The 17,005-nt window shown below is 32.0% G+C and carries 16 protein-coding genes; 2 read left to right on the top strand and 14 right to left on the bottom strand.

Annotated features, from left to right (window positions below; all coding sequences use genetic code 11):
- Window positions 1-8: 8 nt before the first annotated feature.
- From tenpIN to ACGHJ8_RS04995, 3 genes are all read right to left on the bottom strand, one after another.
- A complete protein-coding gene (tenpIN, locus tag ACGHJ8_RS05005) occupies window positions 9-491 on the bottom strand; it encodes a type III toxin-antitoxin system TenpIN family toxin (RefSeq protein WP_390542039.1) in 483 nt (160 codons plus the stop codon).
- Between the two features lie 452 nt (window positions 492-943).
- On the bottom strand, window positions 944-2,491 hold the full coding sequence (gene guaA, locus ACGHJ8_RS05000; protein ID WP_191492348.1) for a glutamine-hydrolyzing GMP synthase: 1,548 nt from the start codon (window positions 2,489-2,491) through the stop codon (window positions 944-946).
- 12 nt (window positions 2,492-2,503) lie between these two features.
- Window positions 2,504-3,781 carry an adenylosuccinate synthase gene (locus ACGHJ8_RS04995; RefSeq protein WP_373154721.1) on the bottom strand — a complete coding sequence of 426 codons (1,278 nt, stop codon included), beginning with the start codon at window positions 3,779-3,781 and terminating at the stop codon, window positions 2,504-2,506.
- Window positions 3,782-3,941: 160 nt separating this feature from the next.
- Here ACGHJ8_RS04995 and ACGHJ8_RS04990 point away from each other — a divergent pair, with 160 nt between their 5' ends.
- On the top strand, window positions 3,942-4,808 hold the full coding sequence (locus ACGHJ8_RS04990; RefSeq protein ID WP_087356970.1) for a LysR family transcriptional regulator: 867 nt from the start codon (window positions 3,942-3,944) through the stop codon (window positions 4,806-4,808).
- A gap of 329 nt (window positions 4,809-5,137) precedes the next feature.
- Here the strand turns inward: ACGHJ8_RS04990 and ACGHJ8_RS04985 are convergent, their stop codons facing one another.
- Genes ACGHJ8_RS04985 through ACGHJ8_RS04960 form a run of 6 tightly spaced genes read right to left on the bottom strand, consistent with a single transcriptional unit; the run spans window position 5,138 to window position 9,793 of the window.
- A complete protein-coding gene (locus ACGHJ8_RS04985) occupies window positions 5,138-6,190 on the bottom strand; it encodes a molybdopterin-binding protein (RefSeq protein ID WP_390542036.1) in 1,053 nt (350 codons plus the stop codon).
- Window positions 6,191-6,202: 12 nt separating this feature from the next.
- Entirely contained in the window at window positions 6,203-7,048 is an 846-nt protein-coding gene (locus ACGHJ8_RS04980; protein WP_390542034.1) for a hypothetical protein, read from the bottom strand.
- Window positions 7,049-7,090: 42 nt separating this feature from the next.
- On the bottom strand, window positions 7,091-7,522 hold the full coding sequence (locus ACGHJ8_RS04975; protein ID WP_087356967.1) for an MG284/MPN403 family protein: 432 nt from the start codon (window positions 7,520-7,522) through the stop codon (window positions 7,091-7,093).
- A 52-nt stretch (window positions 7,523-7,574) separates the two neighbouring features.
- On the bottom strand, window positions 7,575-8,312 hold the full coding sequence (locus ACGHJ8_RS04970) for a tyrosine-protein phosphatase (RefSeq protein ID WP_087356966.1): 738 nt from the start codon (window positions 8,310-8,312) through the stop codon (window positions 7,575-7,577).
- 12 nt (window positions 8,313-8,324) lie between these two features.
- Complete coding sequence (locus ACGHJ8_RS04965) at window positions 8,325-8,966, bottom strand: TIGR04100 family radical SAM protein (RefSeq protein WP_087356965.1); 642 nt, start codon at window positions 8,964-8,966, stop codon at window positions 8,325-8,327.
- Window positions 8,963-9,793, bottom strand: coding sequence for a pyridoxamine kinase (locus ACGHJ8_RS04960; protein ID WP_087356964.1), 831 nt, complete (start codon window positions 9,791-9,793; stop codon window positions 8,963-8,965). The genes ACGHJ8_RS04965 and ACGHJ8_RS04960 overlap by 4 nt, the downstream gene beginning before the upstream one ends.
- Before the next feature lie 113 nt (window positions 9,794-9,906).
- Here ACGHJ8_RS04960 and ACGHJ8_RS04955 point away from each other — a divergent pair, with 113 nt between their 5' ends.
- The gene (locus ACGHJ8_RS04955; RefSeq protein WP_211965008.1) at window positions 9,907-10,494 is read left to right on the top strand and encodes a pentapeptide repeat-containing protein; all 588 of its coding nucleotides are present in this window, start codon (window positions 9,907-9,909) and stop codon (window positions 10,492-10,494) included.
- A gap of 25 nt (window positions 10,495-10,519) precedes the next feature.
- On the opposite strand, the gene proS is transcribed toward ACGHJ8_RS04955, so the two are convergent.
- The 5 genes from proS to ACGHJ8_RS04930 all read right to left on the bottom strand — a co-directional run bounded on the left by proS (window position 10,520) and on the right by ACGHJ8_RS04930 (window position 16,857).
- Entirely contained in the window at window positions 10,520-11,956 is a 1,437-nt protein-coding gene (proS, locus tag ACGHJ8_RS04950) for a proline--tRNA ligase (protein ID WP_211965010.1), read from the bottom strand.
- A 62-nt stretch (window positions 11,957-12,018) separates the two neighbouring features.
- Window positions 12,019-12,219, bottom strand: coding sequence for a DUF4177 domain-containing protein (locus tag ACGHJ8_RS04945; protein ID WP_087356960.1), 201 nt, complete (start codon window positions 12,217-12,219; stop codon window positions 12,019-12,021).
- Between the two features lie 8 nt (window positions 12,220-12,227).
- Entirely contained in the window at window positions 12,228-15,299 is a 3,072-nt protein-coding gene (locus tag ACGHJ8_RS04940; protein WP_390542030.1) for an AAA family ATPase, read from the bottom strand.
- A complete protein-coding gene (locus ACGHJ8_RS04935; RefSeq protein ID WP_390542028.1) occupies window positions 15,286-16,413 on the bottom strand; it encodes an exonuclease SbcCD subunit D in 1,128 nt (375 codons plus the stop codon). Before ACGHJ8_RS04935 ends, ACGHJ8_RS04940 begins: the two co-directional genes overlap by 14 nt.
- Before the next feature lie 48 nt (window positions 16,414-16,461).
- Window positions 16,462-16,857, bottom strand: coding sequence for a GNAT family N-acetyltransferase (locus ACGHJ8_RS04930; RefSeq protein WP_390542026.1), 396 nt, complete (start codon window positions 16,855-16,857; stop codon window positions 16,462-16,464).
- Between the last annotated feature and the right edge of the window lie 148 nt (window positions 16,858-17,005).

Below are 17,005 nucleotides of genomic sequence, written 5' to 3'. Positions count from 1 at the left end.
ATATTAACTTATCTCTTTACAACAATTCCAAGTTCTTTATGAAAATATTTAAGAGTAGAATACTTATACTTTCTTTCAAATTGTTTGATATGTAATGACATATGACCATTAACATGTTCAACATAATCATGTATATATTTTTCTAAATTTTTATGAATATGATCTTCTTGTTTTTCAAATTCTTTATATTCATCAATATCAATAGTGGAACTTTCACCAATATATTCATTTTTTGAAACAATAACAAGTTTAGAGAAGTCTAATCCTGATTGATGTTTTTTACTTCTACCAGAAAATTTAAACTTATAGCCATTATTATGTTTCATTTCTGTTCTAAATGGTACACATACATAACAATCTGCTAAATAATCAATCTCAAATAAAACAACATCATAACTTCTTCCCTCTTTTGTTAAAATTTCTTGATATTGATCATGAGGATAATCTTTATAAAATTGTTCACTTAACTTTTTTATTTCATAATCATGCACTTTACTTATCCTCCTTTTTCTAAAAAAAATAAGAGGAACCTATTACAGATTCCTCTATATTGCATCCTTGAGCCATTTTTTATTTTACCGATGTGTCTTTGCTCTCACACATCATCATCACTCGGTCATTTTTTATTTTACCGACGAGTCAGAACCGTCACTCGTCATCATAGGATGCCTTGAGGTTGAACACCTCATTATTAATATGCACAAAATATGCATTTAATAACAATATAAACGAAAGTTTCCTTTCACTTATATTATACATATTTAAATAAAAAAGTCTATTATTTTCATTATTAAAATCAATCATTTACTTTTATCTTCATTGAAGTTTTTTTCTCTTTTTTATAAATCAAAAATTGTTCTCCAAATAAAATTTCTATTAATTAAAAAAGTGCTTCTATTCATATAGAAACACCTTCTTTGAAAATATAATTATTTACTATATACTATTCGAACTCTATCGTTCCAGGAGGCTTCGATGTAATATCATAGAATACTCTATTGACACCACGAACCTCATTAATGATTCTTGACATCACTTTATTTAAGACTTCATAAGGAATTTGTGCTGCTTCTGCAGTCATGAAGTCAATTGTATTGACAGCACGTAAAGCAATCGCATAATCATAAGTTCTTTCATCACCCATGACACCAACAGAACGCATATTTGTCAGTGCTGCAAAGTATTGACCAATTGTACGATCTAATCCAGCATTGGCAATTTCTTCACGATAAATAGCATCGGCATCTTGTACAATTCTGACTTTTTCAGCAGTCACTTCACCAATAATACGAATACCAAGTCCTGGTCCTGGGAATGGTTGTCTGAATACTAAATATTCAGGAATACCTAATTCCAATCCCACTTTACGAACTTCATCTTTAAATAAATCTCTTAATGGTTCAATGATTTCTCTAAAATCTACATAATCAGGAAGTCCACCTACGTTATGATGTGACTTGATGACTGCAGATTCTCCACCTAATCCACTTTCAACAACATCTGGATAGATTGTTCCTTGAACTAAGAAATCAACAGCACCAATCTTTTTCGCTTCTTCTTCAAAGACACGAATGAACTCTTCACCAATAATTTTTCTTTTGGCTTCAGGTTCAGTCACACCTTTTAATTTTTCATAATATCTTTCTTGCGCATTTACTCTAATGAAGTTTAATTCATATGGTCCTTTAGGTCCAAAAACAGCTTCTACTTCATCACCTTCGTTTTTACGAAGTAATCCATGATCAACAAATACACAAGTCAATTGATTTCCAATCGCTTTAGAAAGTAAAACAGCTGCTACTGATGAATCCACTCCACCAGATAAGGCACATAAAACTTTTCCATCTCCAACTTTTTCTCTAATCGCTTTGATTTGTTCTTCAACAAATGAATCCATACGCCAATCTCCTGAACATCCACAAACATTCAAGACAAAGTTAGATAAAATTGTTTTTCCATATTCTGTATGTAAAACTTCAGGATGGAATTGAATGGCATACAATTTCTTTGCTTCATTTTCACATGAAGCCACTGGACAATCTTTTGTATAAGATGAAATCTCAAATCCATCAGCAATCTCAGAAATATAATCAAAATGACTCATCCAGCAAGTTGATTCTTTAGGCACATGAGTAAATAAAGCTGAATTTTCTTTACTCACAATTAAATGAGATTTTCCATATTCTCTAACATCAGCACGTTCTACTTTACCACCTAAAACATGTTGCATTAATTGTGCCCCATAACATAATCCTAAAACAGGAATACCAAGTTCAAACAATTCTTTTGAATATGTAGGTGAATCTGCTTCATAACAGCTGTTAGGTCCACCTGTTAAAATAATTCCCTTAGGATTCATTTCTTTAATCTTTTCAAGATCTGTTTTGTATGAATAAATTTCACAATAAACATTACATTCTCGAACACGTCTAGCCACTAACTGATTATACTGACCACCAAAGTCTAAAACAATGACTAATTCTCTCTTCACTCATTTCCCTCCTTAAAATTGAATATCTTTTAAAACAACTGTCTGTTCTCTATCTGGTCCTACTGAGAACATGACAATTGGACAATGAATTAATTCTTCAATACGTCTGATATAATTTTGACAATTGACTGGTAATTCTTCAAAAGATTTCACATGTGTAATATCTTCTTTCCATCCAGGCATTTCTTCATAAATAGGTTCCACTTCTTCAATACCTTTAATTGTAGAAGGTAAACCATGAATCACTTCACCTTTATATTTATAAGCTTTACAGATTTTAATGGTATCTAAACCACTTAAAACATCCAATAACATTAAAGCAATTCCTGTTAAACTAGACATTCTACGTGATTGATTAACAACCACAGCGTCAAACCATCCTGTACGTCTTGCACGTTGTGTCACTGTTCCATATTCATGTCCTCTTTCACGAATGAAATCTCCAATTTCATCATGTAATTCTGTTGGGAAAGGTCCAGCTCCTACACGTGTTGTATATGATTTGATAATCCCAATTGCTTCTTTAATATATAAAGGCCCAATACCAGTCCCTTCACTCACCCCATTAGCACCTGGATGAGAGCTTGTTACATATGGATAAGTTCCATAATCAATATCCAACATAGCGCCTTGCGCACCTTCAAATAACACTTTACGATCTTCACGTAAATATTGATCTAATAACATTCCTGTATCACACACAAGTGGTTTGATCACTTTGGCATACTCTTTATATTCTTCAAAAATACTTTCAACAGTGAATTGTCCTTCTAATTCAGGATATTCCATCACTTTCATTGGGAAAGTTTCTTTTAATCTTTCTAAAAATAAATCTTCATCAATAAACTCACCCATACGAATACCAATACGACTATACTTATCAATATAACATGGTCCAATACCACGTTTTGTTGTGCCAATGCTATGATCTCCTTTTCTTGCTTCCTGAATCGCATCAATTTCAAGATGATAAGGTAAAATCACATGACAACGATCACTCACACGAATCTTACTTGTATCAATACCCGCATCATTTAAATATTTGACTTCTTCCAAAAAGGCTTTAGGATTGACAACCATCCCATTTCCCATAATAACTTCATGTCCACTAAAAATTCCAGAAGGTATTAATTTCAATGCAAATTTCTTTCCATCATACACAATCGTATGTCCTGCATTGTTTCCTCCTGCATAACGTACTACAACATCAGCTTTTTGGGCAAGATAATCAGTAACTTTTCCTTTACCTTCATCTCCCCACATGCTTCCTACTACAACCACACCAGCCATAAAACTTCATCCTTTCTTTTTTACATCAATATTATATAAAATATGACTCTTATATACAATCAAAATTTATCATAATTGACGTTTCACAACATCTATTATAAAATAAAACAAAACATTAGTAAAATTAATATTTAATACATATGATATTAGGAGAACTTATATGACTATAAAACTCGAACAATACAAAATCTTTAATGAAGCGGCTTCTACTCAATCATTTTCTTTAGCCGCCAGAAACCTCTTTATTTCACAATCCGCTGTCAGTCAAGCTATCCATCTTCTAGAAAAAGAACTCCAAACACAGCTTTTTATTCGTCAATCTAAAGGTGTTATTTTAACTAAAGAAGGACAGATGTTACATCAAAAAATTGCCCAAGCCTTATCATTAATTACCAGTGCTGAAAACCAACTGGCACACTTTCATAAATTAAGTGTCGGTGAGCTCTTAATTGGTGCTGGTGATACACTTAGCGAAAACTACCTGATGCCTTATCTTGTCAAATTCCACCAGCAATACCCACAAGTCAAAATTAAAATGGTCAATCGTACCAGTCTTGAAATCATTGACTTATTAAAAAATGGCGATATTGATTTAGGATTTGTCAATATGCCACTGCACGATGAAGCCATCACAATTCAAGAATGTTTACAGATTCATGATATCTTTGTCAGTCAGATGCCAGATTCACATATCTATTCATTAAGTGAACTTTCTCATGAAACTTTGGTCATGTTAGAAAAGAATACAAATTCAAGACAATATGTTGATGATCACTTTGCCTTGCATGGTCATTTATTACATCCCGATATTGAACTAGGTTCACATAATCTATTATTAGAAGCTGTTAAAAATGGTCTGGGAAAAGCATGTGTCATCAAAGAATTTTCAACGCAAGAACTCAAAAATCATGAAATCTATGAAATACAGCTAGATCAGCCTCTTATCAAACGCAGTATTGGCTATGCCTGGTTATCAAGAAAAACCTTAACCCCAGCTGCCATTCAATTTATTGAACTGCTTAAATAAGAAAAGAGCGATATACCCTGAAATATCGCTCTTTTCTTATAATGATCCATAGTGCTGCTGTTCACTATTTATCTGCTAGTCTGCTGCCTCTAGCAGGGATCTCTTTGAGTAAATTATATGAATACTTTTGCTTCATATGTATATCGAGGAATATTATGATATGATATACACGTTGTCCTTAAGGACATCTCCTATTATATATAAAGTCTTAATATTCGCAAGTAAAAAATAAAAAATATGTTGATTTTATCAATGTTTTTTTATTTTTATCACATTGTAAGCGATTGCATTATACAAACATAGGGATAGTTTTTAAAAGTACCATATTTTTACTTTTTATGTGTCATCATATATTGATACAGCTTTCCAACAAATCTGGCTTCCACTTTTGCATAAGAATAATGTGCTTTCACAAAAGTAGGAACTTCAAAATATTCATCATTGATTGTTATACAAACAACTTCTCCTAGCTTTTCCTGTCTTATTTTCACAACAATATGAATATCAGCCTCTTTTTGAATGAATGGCGATAACCACTCATCTTGAAAACGAAAATCATTTTCATAACAAATCCAAAGTGATGGTTTTTCTTTTAATATGGCTTCTTTTAAATTCTTTTCATGAATGATATAAGAAGCTAAACGTTTTTCAATTTCACATTGAACATCTTTCATCAAGGCATCAGCCACTTCTTGAGAAGATGCTTTAACAGCCAAACGAATACGAACCGTTTCCTCTCCAGCATACAGTGCAATCGAAACTTGATTTTGATCTTCAATCAGATCTCTTAACACTTCATCAATCTTACTTTCTCCAATAAACATCGTTAAATACTCATAAGTATAGATGGTATCTTGTTTCATTGATTCCAAATAAGGAATTAAAGAATGTTCAACAACATATTTTAATTCCTTTGGTGGTCCAGGTAAATTAATAATCATATGTTGACCATCACTCATGACACAGCCATTGGCTGTCCCCATATCATTTTCTAAAATATAAGCATCTCGAGGATAATAAGCCTGCTTAAAATTATTGTCAGGGACCTGATCAACGCCTGTACAATAACGACACTTCTGCTCAACCTTTTGTGCTTCCTGTTTATTATAAACCATTTCCAACCCAAGATATTGAGCTGACAATTCTTTTGTTAAATCATCTGTTGTTGGTCCAAGTCCTCCTGTTGTCATCACACAATCAGCACCACGCTCAAAAGCCACTTTTAAGCAATCATAGAGTCTTTGAGGATTATCACCCACAACACTTTGATAATACACATTAAATCCTAAATCTTTGCATACCTTTTGTAAAAGTGTGGCATTGGTATTCACAATTTCTCCCAACAACAATTCTGTTCCTACATTGATAATTTCTACATTCACAAAAACTTCCTCCTAAAACAAAGTAAAAATCACTAAACTTAATGACCCAATCGCTACAGCTGGTGGATCAACATGTGTTCCACATTCCAAATTAAACACATAACTAAACAACAATCCAATAAGATGAGCCAATAAACCAAAAATCAAGCATAAAACCATACTTTGTGTCTGCCAGTAGGCATACCCAGCGACGAGCGTGATATGATGTGTTGCTGGAAAAGAGCCATCAATCAACGCAAAAATTAAAGAAAAGGCACTGATTGAAAAACCTATTGTATATAATCCTGTATATTTGACAATAACTCCCATGCAAAATGAAATCGCTAAAGCAAACAAAAGCTGATAACCCCAGTAATTAATAGAACGTGTTTTTAAAAATAGTAAAGAAGATTTATTCATAAACTGTTCCTGATTCAAAACTAAACGTGCAAGCACACCAATGATAACAACTGATAAAGCCCCTTGATCAATAGGAAAATCATAATACAAGGCCACTGCATAAATCAAATATCCTGCAACACCAGCCAATCCTCCAGCCAATAAAATTCTCATATCTTGAATAAAAGCCAATGAACGTCCTGTTTCAAATCCACGTATTTTCTCATTGTAGTGTGAAGCTACAGCCGTTGCTACAACAGACCCATTAAAAATAATACATGGTAAAAACAAACCATTTAAAATATAAGGTTCTAAAAAAGAAACATCCCCTCCACATGCCTGTACAATTGCTACAACAATACCAATAAAACCAGTACATATAAAAGTTTGTGTTCCACCTATAAAAGTACCTAAAATACCCGCAAAGAATGCCAATATCAACAACAATCCATCAAACATAGAATCACCTCTTATACTCATTGTATAAGATAAAAAAGTATTTTTCTATTGTTTTTGACAAAACTATGCGTCTAATAAAGATAAAATATCTTCTTCACTCCAAAAAATAGAAATACAATCCATAAACTCATCTAAAGCTCTATGCTTTAAACGATAATAACTGGCACGTGAATAAAATGTCATCCACCATGAAGATTCATAATAATTAATATATTCATGTTCAATAAAATCATAAGTTTCATGAGATAAATGTGTATGTACCTGATGAATCATCTCAACATAATTTTCTAAACGCTGTTTACGTTCTATTTGTTGTACCATTTTTTCATCTCCATGATAAACAGTCGAAGAATCTTTCACTTTAAACATATCCACTTGTGGATAGTAATTATAATGTTGTGTTAAATATAATATATCCAATTGTGCCTTTTGATATGTTTTATAAATCTTTCTAACAATATAATCCTTTTGTTTTAACGTTAACTTTTTTTCCATAAAAATACCCTCCTAATACTTATATACGCATTTTTGAGGGCATTTTTCTTTTTTAAATTGTAAAATTTTCAATTAATTCTTCAATTTCATCATTTTTCATACCAATTTCCAATAAATACTCCTTAGCACTTCCATAATGTTCTCTTAAATAATCCAATAATTCCATCATATAACGTGGTGAAGATCTTAAATATTGTTTGGCTTCTTCATCATTCATCATCTGTGCCAAAGAAGCATTCATTTCCTTATTATTTTCATAAGACTCACTATAATCCTTAACAATATCATATTCATGGCAACCAATTAAATCCAATAATAAAGCTGCTGTAACACCGGTACGATCCTTACCAGCAGAACAATGAAATAAAACAGTTTCATAAGGATATTTCATAAAAATATCAAACAATTCCTTAAATTTATGTTTCATTCCTTCCAACATATAAATATAAACACCACCTAAATCTTTATATGTTTTCACTTCGTCTGGAACAAGAACTGCTTTTGAAGAATCAAATAAATTCACTTCATAATAATCAATATCCTTGTCATTTGCGAAAGGATTAGGTTGACACTCTTTTTCAAAATCACTCCTTAAATCAACCACCACTTTAACACCATAATCTTTTAAGGTTTGAATATCCTTTGATGAAGCATATGTTGGAGCTGCTGCCCTGACATATTTGTGAGCTCGACTATATAATCCACTCTGTGTTTCATAACCACCTAAATCTCTCGTATTTGTCATTTTTTCTAATGAAATCTGGCGTTGCTCTCTTGTCATATATAACATCTTTTCACTCTCCTATTCTTCAAATGGACGAACACGTAATTTGACACCTAGCTCATCACAAATCGCTTGACATCTTTGTATTTTTTCGTCACCAATAATATCGACAACAGTCATCACAACATGGGGTACATATTGACGACATAGAGAAGCGAAATCTAACATAGCCTGAAATGATTCTTTCCCAAAACGACTACGTGTCAAAGCATCATATTCACCAGCATCTGGCGCATTCAAACTAATCGAAACTGTATCAATACGTCCTTTTAATTCTGGTGTCACATCACGCTGATGGATGAGATTAGCCAGACCATTGGTATTGATACGAATCGGTAAATCTCTACGAAAATGCTTTAAAATCCCTGCAATTTGAACCACATCTTCCACTCTTTCCAAAGGTTCACCAAACCCACAAAATACCACTTCTTTAAAATCATCCAAATCATATTTTTGAAATTCTTGAATTACTTCTTCCACTGTTGGCTCTTTTTTTAACCATAAACTATGCCCTTCTTCCATTTCTTTTGTCTGTCTTAAACAAAATGTACAGGCACAAGGACAACGATTCGTTAAATTAACATAAACAGTTGCTCCTTGACAAGATGACAATTGAGCAATATCCTGATAACCATTTCCATGTAATGTATATAAAATCATAACTCTTCTCCTAACTCATATAAATATTCCTCAAAACATAAACCATAATGATGTGGAACATGCGTTTCTTCACAATAACGAATGCACTTTGAAGCAAACTTTGTCGCTTTTTTCACACTTTCATAAAAACTCAATCCATTCAAATAACTTCCTGCAATCACTGCCGCAATGACATCACCGGTTCCACAACGATCCTTACCGATACGATCAACCATCACAATCTGATAATCTTCATGTCGATTATAAATAAAATTCAAAATCTGTTTATCATTAAAAGGTATTCCCGTCACAACAATATGTGATGGTCCCTGTTTAGAAAGCTGTTCACACATTTCTTTTAACTCATCAAATGAAGGTAATGAAACTGGATAAGGTCGATCAACCAATGTAACTAATTCAGTGAGATTAGGCGTCATTAAATCTGCATATTTTACCAGTTCTTTCATTTTTTCACACATCTCAGGAGTATAAGTCTTATACAATTGACCATGATCTCCCATCACCGGATCAACTAGAATAAATGAATTATCTTTTTTAAATGTCTGAATAAAATCAATCACAATATCAACCTGTTTTTCAGAACCTAAGAATCCTGTCGCAATCGCATCAAACTCCAAATGTAAATCCTTATATGTTTGAATATAATCTTTCATTCTTGATGTATAATCATCAAAATAAAAAACTGGAAATTGTGTATGTGTTGATAAAATGGCTGTAGGTATAGGGACTGCCTGTATTTTCATTGCTGAAACAATGGGCGCCATAGCCGCAATGGCACATCTCCCAAATCCTGTCATATCATTAATTAAAGCTATCTTCTTTTGCATGTTTACACCTCTTTTGTTTCATATTTTACCACAAACATTGATAAAAAAGAACTTATTTCCATTGATATCTTTCTATGTTATGATATTTTTAATAAATAAAGGAGTGACCAATCATGATATTAAAAGAAGATTTATTAGAGGAAAAAATCTTTGATGCATCCTATCATAATGAAGCTATTTTTGATGAAAATTTAACTAATAAAGATTTTCAAAACTGTTATTTTGATCATATTGATTTTCAAGATATTTCTTTTGAACACAGTTATTTTGTAGATGTCACATTTTCTCATTGTGATTTATCTAACATCAAAATGAATACAACCCTTTTTCGCCATGTTCAATTTCAAAACTGTAAACTCATGGGAACAGATTTTGCAGAATCTCTTTTTGATCATGTAGCTTTCAAAGACTGTTTATGCCATTTTGCTAATTTTGCATTCATGAACAACAAAACTGTTCAATTTCATCAATGTTCATTACATAATGCCAGTTTTATTGAAACCAAAATGAATAAAACCTCATTCCAGGAATGTGATTTAACTCAATGTGAATTTCTTCATGCTCCATTATATAAAACAGATTTATCATCATGTCAGATTGAGGGAATCATAACTTCTCCCGAAGATATTCGTGGTGCTATAATCAATAGTTTTCAAGCCATTGACCTTATTCACTTATTAAATGTTAAAATAAAAGACTAAAAAAATCCATGTTATCATGGATTTTTTAGTATGCTCTTGCAAAATAAACAATATGTTTCGCTTTCTTTCCACAAATTGGGCAAACAGCATCAACATGAGCTTGTGTATCAATACAACGAGATGTTGCTGCTGTATCTTCTTTGATTTTCACTTCACAAGCTTCATCTCCACACCATGCCATTTTCACATATCCACCTTTAGAATCTAAAACTTCTTTAAATTCTTCATATGTTTCAACATCAGTAATGTGTTCATCTCTAAACTTCAAAGCTTTTTGATACATTTCATCATGTACTTCATCTAATAATGTAGCTAATTTTTCTGGTAAAGTTTCATCTAATGCTAAAGTTAATTTTTCACCATTAACACGTTTAGCCACAACGCATTGACCATTTTGTAAATCTCTAGGACCAATTTCTAAACGTAATGGAATTCCACGCATTTCAGCTTCAGAGAATTTCCATCCCGGTGATTTATCACTGGCATCCACTTTGACACGAATACCTTGTGCCTGTAATTGATTTTGCAGTTCATAAGCCTTATCTAAGATACCTTCTTTTTGTTGCTGGATTGGAATAATCATCACTTGTGTTGGAGCCACTCTTGGTGGTAAAACAAGTCCATTATCATCACCATGAACCATAATAATCGCTCCTAGTAATCTTGTAGAAACTCCCCATGATGTCTGATGAACATATTTTAACTGATTATCTTTATCCAGGAACTTCATATCAAAAGCTTTCGCAAATCCATCACCAAAATAATGTGATGTTCCAGATTGCAATGCTTTTCCATCATGCATTAAAGCTTCAATCGTATATGTTTCTTCGGCTCCTGCAAACTTTTCTCTTTCTGTCTTTTTACCTGTAACCATTGGTATGGCTAATAATTCTCTGGCTGTTGTTTCATAAATATCCAGCATACGCATCGTTTCTTCTTTAGCTTCATCAGCCGTTGCATGAATTGTATGTCCTTCCTGCCATAAGAATTCTGAACCTCTTAAAAATGGGCGTGTTGTTTTTTCCCAACGCACAACAGAACACCATTGATTATATAACTTAGGTAAATCACGATAAGAATTCACAATTTTAGCGTAGTGTTCACAAAACAATGTTTCAGATGTTGGACGAATCACCAATTTTTCTTCCAGTTCATCTAACCCACCTCTTGTCACAACAGCACATTCAGGAGCGAATCCTTCCACATGATCTGCTTCTTTTTGTAATAAAGATTCAGGGATCAACATCGGCATATAAACATTTTCGTGTCCTGTTTCTTTAAATTTTTTGTCCATATAGGCTTGAATCATTTCCCATAAAGCATAACCATATGGTCGATAAATGATAAACCCTTTGACACTTGAATAATCCATTAATTCAGCTTTACGACATACATCTGTATACCACTGTGCAAAGTTTTCATCTCTTGATGTAATCGCATCATTTTTTACTTTATTTGCCATTTTTCTATACCCCTTCTTTAATATTTACCTTACTATTATACAAGAATTTTACCAAAAAGCAATTATGACTTTTCTTTTTCAAAAATCAGCTCTATTTCTTCAATATATCCGTTTCCTCTTTGTAAAACAGGCACAAAACCAACATAACGCCATCCATCATTGGCATATTTATCTATAACATCACGCATATTCTCAAAACGATATTCTGTAATTCCTATTCCAGACACTTTTGTTGTCATACGATGATATTTGTATATAAACATATTTTCAACTACCCTCTTTCTATATGTAGTGTACTTCCTTGATTTGTTTTTTCCACAATGATCTGTGTTTCAATTCTTTCTTTTAATTCATCAACATGTGAAATAATACCTATTGTCTTATGATCATTTTTTAAGTCCATTAAAACAGATAATGCCTGATCAATGGATTCATGATCTAAAGTTCCAAATCCTTCATCAATAAACAAAGTGTTTAATTCAATTCCTCCAGCATAATTTTGAATCATTGAAGATAAACCTAAAGCCAATGATAAAGCCGCTTTAAAAGATTCTCCCCCTGATAAAGACTGAATATCACGCATCACGCCTGTTTCATAATCCAAAACACTCAAATCCAGTCCCTGCTGTTTGACACCTTTAACATCTTTTTTACGATACAAGGCAAAACGTCCCTGTGTCATCTTCATCAACTCAATATTGGCATATTCTAATATCTGTTCAAAATAAGTCGATAATACATATCTTTCAAAAGACATACGTAAAGGATTCTTTCCAACTGTCTGATCATATAAATCTTGGTAGAGTGTATACTTTTCAAAAATACTTTGATTATTCAAATAATCTTTTTCGAGTTGTTCTAAGATTTTTTCATTTTGTTGAAAAACATATAAAATTTCATGATATTTTGTATAAGCCTGATCACGTTTTATTGATAAATCATCTAATTGTTGTTTTTCTTGAGCCATATCATATAACTGATAATCTTTTGTCTTTTCTTCTAAAAGTGTTTTTTGCTTGTCTAAAGCTTCTAACTGTATAAAATAATTTTGATATGCCTGTTTTTGACTTTCAATATCTTTTATATGTTCTTGATAATAGAGATATTGTTTTTCATCTTCAAAACAATCTTGAATAAACTGCTGATATAATAATTGAGCTTTGTCTTTTTCTTTATCTAATAATTGAAGCTGTTGTGTGATTTGAGTGAACTGATGTGTATAAATAGAAAGATTTTCTTGACATTGATGATATTGATTCTCTATTGTTTCAATGTGTTTTTCTAATTGTTTGAAGTCTTTTTGTTGTTGTGTTAAAACAGATGAAATATCTTGATTTTGATCAAAATGATAGTCTTTTTCTAATTGAAGATATTGTTGTTGTAATAAAGACATGTTTTTTTCTTTATCAATTAATTGTTGTTGCATATCTTGTAAGTATTGATTTTGTTGTTTCAATAAAAGTGTATCCTGTTCTAAACTACGTTGAATCTTCTTTAAATAAATCACATCATTATACTTTTTCTGATATGTTTTTTCCTGTTCTTCAATAACTTGCACAATATCTGATAATAAATGAATAAAGACTTCTTTTGATAATTCCTCTTGAATATTGAGCTGTTTTTTTAACATTTCAATACGTGTCTGCATCGTTGTCACACGTTCATTTTGTTGATAAACTTCTTGATAAGCTTCCTGCTGTTCGCTATTCTTCGCTTCAACCTGTTGTGAGAGTTGTTCTAACTCATGAGAAGAAAGCACCTGTTTTTCAAGTTTTGCCAGATGAGGATGATGGGTAGAACCACAGACAGGACAAGGCTCATTATCTTTAAGGTGACTGGCTAAAATCCCTGCCTGTTGACGACGAAACAGTTCATCTTCATGACGATAACGCTGTAAAATCTTTTCATATTCAGCTTGTTTTTGTTGATAGATAACAGATAAATCATAGTGATGATCTTGTAAAGATTTCCATTCATCATAGAACTGGCTTAATTCATGAATCATGACTCTTTTTTGATTGATTTCTTTGACATTTTTTTCATTCTGTTCTAATTCCAGTTCCAGACGTGGTAAACGATTAACATTGTCTTGATCACGTCCAATACGATTTTCCATTTTTTCATATCGCAACTGTAAATCATGATAATCATTTTGTAAAGCTTGATATTGTTTTTTTTGTTGTTGATAAATTGTTCGTTGTTTTTGATATAACTGATATTGTTCTAAGGCTTTTTTGGTATTCTCTATATCTATGAATAATTGATCTTTTTGGTGTTTATCTTCATCTAATTTTTGATATTCTTTTTTTAATAAAGAGAATTGTTGTTGTAATGATGAAAGTTTGTGTTCAACCTCCTGTTTTTGGAAACAGGCTTGTTGATAAGATGTTTGACTTTGTTTGTATTGATGAATACAAGATTGATGATTTTTGATATGTTCTATTTTTTCAAAATCCTTTTCCAGCAACAACATTTTTTCTTTTTGAGCTTGTAGTTGATGATATTGTTTCATCACTTCTTCTAATTCTAATAATTGTTGATTGTGTTCTTGTTTTTGATAGTATTGTTGAGAAAACTTATCATATTCATTTTTGGCTTTATGATAGTTGTGTTTATCTAAATCAAGCTGTTCACTAATTTTTTGATTTTCTATTTGGGCATCTTGAATATAAGAAGGGTGAAATTCTTGATGTTGTTGTATAAAATCAGATGATAACTGCAACATGGAAAAACGAGAAGATAAATCCTGATTCGACATCATAAATTCATCTTTATAATGTTTCACCTTGTCTTTTAATAGATTTTCAAAGACAACAAGTGGTTCACTATGAAAAACATGACGTAAAACACGTTCTCTTTCTTCACTGCTGGCATAAATCAGTTTTGTAAACTCTCCTTGAGCAATCATTACAATTTGTTTAAATTGACGCACATCCACTCCCAACAATTCTTTAATCTTTGCATTGACTTCTTTAATTCCTTCAATAATCTGTTGACCATCATCAAAATAGGCTTGAGCCATTTTGGGCGTTTTATAACCTTCACGATAATATGTTGGTGAACGTTTCACTGTATAACGATGCTGATGCAATTCAAATACCAATTCCACATATGTTTCCTCTTTTGCATCAGCAAAATCACTACGAAAATAAGAAGCTTGTCGATGAGAACCACTGGCTTCTCCATACAATGCAAAAGTCATCGCATCAAAAAGTGTTGTTTTTCCTGAACCTGTAGGTCCACTTATTAAATACAAACCATGATCATGTATGTTCTCAAAATCAACAACTGTTAAATTCTTATAAGCCATAAAAGCATTCATCGTCAATTTAATAATCTTCACTCTTTTCACCTGCCCTTTCTAATAACTCCTGCACAACATCCTTTGCTAAATTGGATAACTCTTGATTTTTGACATCATGATAAAACTGTTGAAATAGAGATAATGTATCCATTTGTTCAATGGACTGCATAGGACGAAAAGCGGACTGTTTGGCATCTTTCATTAAATATTGATAAGTCAATTGTAAAAGATGAGGATAAAGGACACGCAACTGTTCAATCGCATGAGGAATAATCTTTTGATCTAACAGTTCAAACGATAAATAATCGTCCTTTTTTTCAATAAAATTGACATCCATCAATTCAGCAAATGTTCCCTGATATTTTTGTAAAGTCTGAGATGGATGCAATGAAAAGGTTGTGATTTCCATTGTATCTGTATCTACGACCACAACAGACTTCTTTTGTTTGACTTCATCAAAAGAATAACACATCAAAGAACCACTATAACGCATCGTTTCACGTTTGACCTTTTGAGGAGCATGAAGATGCCCTAATGCTACATAATCAAAATCATCAAACAAAGAAGCATCAATAATTTCACTACCACCCACACTTAACGGTACTTCTGATTCACTGGTTATGCTTGAATGTCCAACAAATTGATGTGTGACAAGAATATTTTGATAATCATGGTCAAGACTTTGTTTAGAAAGATAATAAGCCAACGCTTCTTGATAAGTATGAATTTCCTGATCAGGATATAACATTCTGACTTGTGATGGTTTAACAAAAGGCAACAAATAAAATCTGACATTCTCTTTTTCAACATACACCATCTTTTCTTTTAAATAAGTTTCAATATGTAATCCATTTTTCACCAATAAAGAACTGGCAAAATGTAAACGATCAGAACTATCATGATTCCCACTAATCATCAAAACTTCAATATGATAAGTTAATAAAGCTTTCGTTAAAAACTCATCCAACAAATTCACTGCCTCTTGACTAGGAATCAAACGATCATAAATATCCCCCGCAATAACCAATAAACGAATATTTCTTTGATCCATCTCATCCAATAATTCAAACAACAATTCACGTTGAATAGATAATAAGGAACTTTGATGAATCACTTTCCCTAAATGTAAATCTCCAATATGTACAAACTTCACAAAACACCCTCCTTTTTTATTATAACGAAATCAATACAAACAATGAACTTAAACTTCCCATAAAAAAATCATTTTTTCCTTTTCATCTTGGTGAAAGAAACGACGTTGACTTTTAGGAATTGTTTTTGTTTCAAGATACTTTGCATGAAGTTTCTGAATTGTTTTAAGTGATGCCTGATTAGATGGATCACATGTTAAAATCACTTGATGAAAACCACGTTCTTTTTGTAAAAGCAAGCACGCCTGATAAGCATAGTGATGTCCTCTATATGCTTCTTCAATATGATAACCAATATGTCCATCAAAATAATGTTCCTGCAATGACCCTTCTCTAAAAGTGATTCTACCAACTTCCTTGTTATCTACCATAATTCCATAAATATAATAAGGTGTAAATCCATCAGGTAAATCACGACTGACATACTCTAATAACTGTAAATACATATATTTTTTTCTCCTTTTTTACATACTCTTATCATAACAATATTGACAGTTACGTGCAATATGATAAAATAGAACACATAAAAGGGAGTAGTTAGCATCATTTTTATGATGTTATATAATCGACATCACGCTAAGTTTATTAGCCGGT

Origin of the sequence: Massiliimicrobium timonense, assembly GCF_042850985.1 — a bacterium.
Lineage (GTDB): Bacteria > Bacillota_I > Bacilli_A > Erysipelotrichales > Coprobacillaceae > Allocoprobacillus.
The sequence above is the reverse complement of the archived record's forward strand: the minus strand, read 5'-3'. Positions and strand labels throughout refer to the sequence as shown.